Raw genomic sequence first — 6170 nt, 5'->3', positions numbered from 1 at the left:
TGGAAAGCCGCTATGAACCAGTTTGCGATCCTGTATGAAGATCGTTTCACCAGGCCAACCTGGTAAGTGAAGGCCTACCTGATGGCAGGCCGTTAAGAGCCCGAACACAAAAAACCTGACAGTCCCGATTTGCTGGCGGTGGCGTTAGCTGGCAGGGGGCTATAGGTCCAGTATAGCTAGCTGTGAGGCGATGCTAAGAATGGACATATTTCCTCATAATATTTCCAGCGGTCGCTGATCGGCTCTCTAATATCGCTATGCTCGCCCTGTATGGCGCTTCTCACGCGTTATAAAAGCGTGTTTCACCGTCAGTCTGGGACTGCTTTGCTTTCTGGCAGCACAGTAGTCTCAGGGGCGAATCTCAACCAGGGTGCCATCGGGTACCAGGTTCCATACTTCCTGCATCTCTGCATTGCCCAAGGCAATGCAGCCATTGGTCCAGTCGAGCCCCTTGAAGTACCACTCGGGGTACTCCTCATCTATTGGGGTGCCGTGAATCATGATCATGCCACCGGGGTCTACGTCATTCTTGTAGGCCTCCATTTTGTCCTTCAGATTCGGATAGTCGATGTGCATGCTGAGATTGTAGGCCGGGCTCTCGTGCCGCCAGTCAATGGTGTAAATGCCTTCTGGTGTGCGCTCATCGCCCTGCTGGCGTTTGTGGCCAACCGGTTGGCCGCCCAGGGATATGCGGTATTGGTGCAGTACAGCGCCGTCACTAATCAACTGCAGACGACGTTCGTCCTTTAGGATTAGTATTTTATCGATCACCGGATTTGCGGCGCTGGTGACGAAGCTGCAACCACACAGCAGCAAGGCTAGCAACAGTCGGCGCATCAGCGCGCCTGCTGGGGGCGGTAGAGAATATCGCGGATGCGCACTGGGAACTCATTAGTCTGTCGGTCGATAAAATACTGTTTCAGTGTTTTGCCGACCGTCGGAAAGGCGAGCTCAGTCCAGGGTATCTCCGCTTCGCTAAAGAGCCTTACCTCCAGGCTTTCTTCGCCTGCGCTGAAGTTGAGGTCGGCCAGTTCGCCGCGAAAGAACATATACACCTGATTGATATGCGGCAAGTTGAACAGCATGTACAGCTCGTGCCCCTGCATGCTGGCGCGTGCCTCTTCCCAGGTTTCGCGTAGCGCAGCTTCTTCAGTTGTTTCGCCGTTTTCCATATAGCCAGCCGGTAAGGTCCAGAAACCGGCACGGGGTTCTATAGCGCGGCGGCATAGCAGCACATAGCCCTGGTGGGTGGCCAGGCAACCGGCGACGATACGCGGGTTCTGATAGTGGACGGTCTCGCAATGATCACAAATGAACCGAGAGCGGGTGTCGCCCGAGGGTATGCGTGCGGAAACTGTTTTGCCGCACTCACTACAGAAGTTCATGTTTTGTTCCGGCTTGGTCTGGACGTGAATTCGCTCTATCTTGCGGGGCAAAACGCGCTTGGGCAAGAGACTCAGAGCACAAAAGTGTGCTCTGAACTGGGGTCAGGGGTGCAGCTTGGTGAGCCTTGCGTTCGCTGGCTATCGGAGGGTATTCACGCCGGTGTGCGTCTGGTTCTGCTCCGTTGATCATGCCATCATGAGAAAAAGAATAGAGGATCTGTGCATGCTGGATAAAATGCGCATGCAGGTACAGGCGCACTCTCCCCGAACGGTTGAGGCTGCGGGTCTCCCGGAAGCGGGTGTGTTGATCCCCATTACCTGTGTGCATGACCGCCCCGAAGTTATTCTCACGCTACGCTCACAGCGTTTGTCGACGCATTCTGGTGAGGTGGCTTTTCCTGGTGGCAGGCGTGATCCGGGCGATGTCGATCTGCGCTTTACGGCGCTGCGCGAAGCCCACGAAGAGATAGGCCTGTTACCTGAGCTGGTCGATGTTATCGGGCCTATGGGGTCGTTAGTGTCGCGCTACGGTATCAAGGTCACGCCCTACGTGGGCATTGTGCCGGATGTGTTCGATCTGATGCCCAATAGTGGCGAGATAGCTGACGTCTTTCGGGTGCCGGTCGAGTTCTTTCTCGATGATCCACGGGAAATGACCCACCGTATCGATTATGAGGGTCGCAGCTGGTATGTGCCCAGTTACCGCTACGAAGGTTTCAAGATCTGGGGGCTGACAGCCCTGATGTTGGCTGAGCTGATGAATACCGGCTTTGATGCCGGCATTCCGTTGCACACGCCCTACGACAAGCATAAATAAGAGGAGCTCGCATGAAGTACAGCCTGGGTAATGACCGTGTAGAGATGGCGGATGACGCCTGGATAGCCGACTCTGCTGCCGTGATCGGTAAGGTAAAGCTGGAGGCGGGCGCCAACGTCTGGTTTAGCGCGGTGATTCGCGGTGACGTTGAGCAGATCACCATAGGCGAGCACAGCAACGTGCAAGACGGTGCGGTGATGCATGCGGACTACGGTGTACCGCTGGTGCTTGGCAAGGGTATTACGGTTGGTCATAACGCCATGTTGCATGGTTGCACTGTGGGTGATTACAGCCTGATTGGTATCAATGCGGTGGTGCTTAACGGCGCTACCATTGGCAAGCACTGCATCATTGGCGCCAACGCATTGATTCCCGAGGGTAAGGATATTCCGGATGGTTCGCTGGTGATGGGCTCCCCTGGCAAGGTGGTTAAAACCCTGAGTGAGCAACAGAAGAAAATGCTCGAACTGAGCGCTGCGCACTATGTGCAGAATGCCAAGCGCTTTCGCGAGCAACTGAAGGTGCAGGAAGACTAATGAGCGAGCAGGCGCCGGTCCGCTCACCCTGCGTTAGTATTTGCGCATTGGATGACGACGATATCTGTACCGGCTGCCAGCGCAGCGGTATGGAGATCGCGACCTGGGGCCGGATGAGCGAGGTGCAGCGTCGCGATGTGCTGCAGCGTTGCGAGGTGCGCGCTCGCAAACAGGGCCTCTGGTTGGGTTCCGTTAACGAAAAAGGACAACAGGCATGACCGTCGTAATAGGCACTCCGTATTCGGAAGATGCAACCCGCGTACTGCTGCTGGGTTCCGGTGAGCTGGGTAAAGAGCTGGCAATCGAGCTACAACGCTTGGGCTGTGAAGTGATTGCGGTGGATCGCTACGCCCATGCGCCGGCGATGCAGGTGGCGCATCGCAATCATGTGATCAGCATGCTCGATGGGCAGGCGCTGCGTGAAGTGATTGAGGCAGAGCAGCCCGATTACATCGTGCCGGAGATCGAGGCGATTGCTACGCCGACGCTGGTCGAACTGGAAAGTGAAGGTTATCGGGTGGTCCCTACGGCTGAGGCAACGCGCTTGACCATGGACCGCGAAGGCATTCGGCGTTTGGCGGCAGAAAAGCTGGGGTTGCCTACCTCTGCTTATCGCTTTGCCGAAACGCTGGAAGATTACCGCGCGGCGGTGTCAGAAGTGGGTATGCCCTGCGTGATCAAGCCGGTCATGAGTTCGTCGGGCAAGGGCCAGAGCCTGGTCCGCGAAGCGGCTGATATCGATGCTGCCTGGGAATATGCCCAGGCTGGCGGCCGCGCAGGCAAGGGGCGGGTCATTGTTGAAGGCTTTGTCGACTTTGATTATGAAATCACCCTTTTGACCGTCCGTCACATTGACGGCACCAGTTTCTGTGCGCCTATTGGTCATCGTCAGGAGTCGGGCGATTACCGTGAGTCCTGGCAGCCGCAGGCGATGTCCGAGGCGGCGCTGGCGGAAGCGCAGCGGGTTGCGCAAGAAGTGACAGCAGCGCTGGGTGGTCGTGGCCTGTTTGGGGTTGAGCTGTTCGTTAAGGGCGACAGCGTATGGTTTAGTGAAGTTTCGCCGCGCCCGCACGATACTGGCATGGTTACCCTGATCTCGCAGGATCTGTCTGAGTTTGCTCTGCACGCGCGAGCGATTCTCGGGCTGCCGATTCCCGCTATTCGCCAATACGGCCCGGCGGCCTCTGCGGTGATTATGGTGGAAGGCCAGTCGGCCAATGTCAGCTTTGGTAACCTGGATGAGGCGTTGGCTATCCCGGACACTCAGTTGCGCTTGTTCGGTAAGCCGGAAGTCGATGGTCAGCGGCGCATGGGTGTTGCGCTGGCGCTGGATGAAAGCATCGATCTGGCGGTAAAAAAGGCCGTGCGTGCCGCCGCTACGGTCAAGGTAAAGCTCTGAGTCGCTGGTGGTATCTGGTAGCGCCAGCGTTGCCGCTGTTGTTACCACAGGCGCTGTGGGTCAAGCGAACCGCATTGCGTCTACCTGACGCCTCGCCGCCCTGGCAAGGCTTGGTGCCCGGACGGACACCGTCAGCGCCGCCACTGCGTTTGTTGTTGTTGGGCGAGTCGACGGTCAGTGGCGTTGGAGTTGATCGGCAAGCCGATGCGCTGGCGGGTCAGCTTGCCGCGCAGCTCGCCGCTATTACTGGTCGCCCAGTGCAATGGCAGGCGCTAGGGCGTAACGGCGCGGATGCGCAAGCCTGTCTGCAGGACCTGCTGCCGCAAGTGCTTGATCAGCGGTGGGATCTGGCGCTACTGGTGTTAGGCGTTAATGACACTACCCACCTGACGTCGCGGCGCCAATGGCGCACGCGGCTTGCTTGCTTGTTGGCGGGTTTGAGTTCGTGTTCGGTACAAGTAGGCGTGACTGCCGTGCCGCCCCTGGGGCGCTTTACTGCCTTGCCGCAGCCTTTGCGGGGCTGGTTCGGCTTGCGTTCTGGTTTGCTGGATCGGGATTTGCGACAGGTTGCTGCGCGACAGCATGCGCTTTATCTACCTTTGGATTTATCGTTTGAGTCGGCCTATCTGGCGCGCGATGATTTCCATCCTTCGGCGGCCGGCTACCGTGAGTGGGCGGCCGGCATTGCCCGTCAGTGGGCGCCGCTGGTGCTGCCCGGTGCAGAGCCGTCGCTCTCTTCTGTCGAAGTTGGTACCTGATCCCGGCTACGCTCCCATATGCGTACGCTTTTCACCATGTTGTCCTTGGTCTGCAGAATCTCCATGCGATAGGTGCCGTTCGCCAGACAAACACTGGTTTCCGGGATGCTCTCCAGCTGCTCGGTAATCAAGCCGTTGAGGGTTTTGGGACCATTGGCTGGCAGTTTCCAGTTCAGGTGACGGTTGATATCACGGATGGCTGCGCTGCCATCAATGACGTAGGTGCCATCTTCCTGTGGGTGGATGTCCTGGCTGGGGATCAACATGTCGGTGGTGAATTCGCCGACGATCTCTTCCAGAATATCTTCAAGAGTCACCAGGCCAATTACATCGCCGTACTCGTCGACCACGATCGCGATGCGGCGTTTCTGCTTCTGAAAGTTGAACAGCTGCGTATGCAGCGGGGTGCTTTCCGGAATGAAGTAGGGGGCCTTGCAGGCGCCGATCAGGGCTTCCTTGGTCAGCTCGCCGCGACTTAGCAGGCGAGCTATGGAGCGCATGTGAACCAGGCCGGTGACGTTATTTATGTCGCCGTGATACACCGGCAGACGCGTGTAGTGACAGCTGCGCAGTTGCTGGTTGATGGTGGTCATGCTGTCTTCCAGATCAATGCCCACGGCTTCGTTGCGCGGGATCATAATGTCATTGACCGTCATTTTTTCCAGATCAAGGATGCCCAGCAGCATATTCTGGCGGCTGCGGGTAATACCCAGTCCGGCCTCACGCACCACAGTGCGCAGTTCTTCGGTGGTCAGCTGGTCACCGTCGCTATCGTTTGGATTGACGCCTATCAGGCGCAGCAACATGTTGCTGATGACGTTACAGACCCAGACGACGGGGTAGAGCAGGCGTTGTAGAAACGCCAGAATGACACTGGCAGGAAAGGCGATCAGCTCTGGTCGTAATGCTGCCAGTGTCTTTGGCGTTATCTCGCCGAAGATCAGAATGATGACAGTCAGCAACATGGTGGCGATGGCGATACCGGCCTCACCCCATATGTCCACGGCGACCACGGTGGCGATGGAGGCGGCGAGAATGTTGACGATGTTGTTGCCGACCAGAATAGTGCCGAGCAGGCGATCAGGTCGCTCCAGCAGGCGTGATGCTCGCTTGGCAGCGCGATGACCTTCCTTGCTCAGATGCTTTAACCGATAACGGTTCAGGCTCATCATGCTGGTCTCCGAACTGGAGAAAAACGCAGACAGAATGATCAGCAAGGCCAGTAGTAACAGCAGCAGGCCAGTGTGGGATTCGTTCAAGAGCGTGCCTCAAACC

The 6170-nt window shown here is 57.4% G+C and carries 8 protein-coding genes; 5 read left to right on the top strand and 3 right to left on the bottom strand.

The genetic code is table 11. The features are described from left to right. Positions 1–348: 348 nt before the first annotated feature. Entirely contained in the window at positions 349–837 is a 489-nt protein-coding gene (locus H4J77_RS02980; protein WP_123888543.1) for a murein L,D-transpeptidase family protein, read from the bottom strand. After that, on the bottom strand, positions 837–1385 hold the full coding sequence (locus H4J77_RS02975; protein ID WP_182246965.1) for an NUDIX hydrolase: 549 nt from the start codon (positions 1383–1385) through the stop codon (positions 837–839). The genes H4J77_RS02980 and H4J77_RS02975 overlap by 1 nt, the downstream gene beginning before the upstream one ends. A 223-nt stretch (positions 1386–1608) precedes the next feature. On the opposite strand from H4J77_RS02975, the gene H4J77_RS02970 reads away from it, so the two are divergent. The 5 genes from H4J77_RS02970 to H4J77_RS02950 are packed head-to-tail and all read left to right on the top strand — an operon-like array spanning position 1609 to position 4895. Then, the gene (locus H4J77_RS02970) at positions 1609–2202 is read left to right on the top strand and encodes a CoA pyrophosphatase (RefSeq protein WP_123888545.1); all 594 of its coding nucleotides are present in this window, start codon (positions 1609–1611) and stop codon (positions 2200–2202) included. A gap of 11 nt (positions 2203–2213) precedes the next feature. Continuing rightward, positions 2214–2738 carry a gamma carbonic anhydrase family protein gene (locus H4J77_RS02965; protein ID WP_123888546.1) on the top strand — a complete coding sequence of 175 codons (525 nt, stop codon included), beginning with the start codon at positions 2214–2216 and terminating at the stop codon, positions 2736–2738. Then, entirely contained in the window at positions 2738–2956 is a 219-nt protein-coding gene (locus H4J77_RS02960) for a DUF1289 domain-containing protein (protein WP_123888547.1), read from the top strand. The genes H4J77_RS02965 and H4J77_RS02960 overlap by 1 nt, the downstream gene beginning before the upstream one ends. Continuing rightward, positions 2953–4137, top strand: coding sequence for a formate-dependent phosphoribosylglycinamide formyltransferase (gene purT, locus H4J77_RS02955; protein ID WP_182246963.1), 1185 nt, complete (start codon positions 2953–2955; stop codon positions 4135–4137). Before H4J77_RS02960 ends, purT begins: the two co-directional genes overlap by 4 nt. A 29-nt stretch (positions 4138–4166) precedes the next feature. Then, a complete protein-coding gene (locus H4J77_RS02950; protein WP_259364686.1) occupies positions 4167–4895 on the top strand; it encodes an SGNH/GDSL hydrolase family protein in 729 nt (242 codons plus the stop codon). Here the strand turns inward: H4J77_RS02950 and H4J77_RS02945 are convergent. Next, entirely contained in the window at positions 4829–6154 is a 1326-nt protein-coding gene (locus H4J77_RS02945) for an HlyC/CorC family transporter (protein ID WP_182246961.1), read from the bottom strand. The genes H4J77_RS02950 and H4J77_RS02945 overlap by 67 nt on opposite strands. Between the last annotated feature and the right edge of the window lie 16 nt (positions 6155–6170).

Origin of the sequence: Pseudomonas sp. 5Ae-yellow (assembly GCF_014077575.1) — a bacterium.
Taxonomy (GTDB): domain Bacteria; phylum Pseudomonadota; class Gammaproteobacteria; order Pseudomonadales; family Pseudomonadaceae; genus Halopseudomonas; species Halopseudomonas neustonica.
The sequence above is the reverse complement of the archived record's forward strand: the minus strand, read 5'-3'. Positions and strand labels throughout refer to the sequence as shown.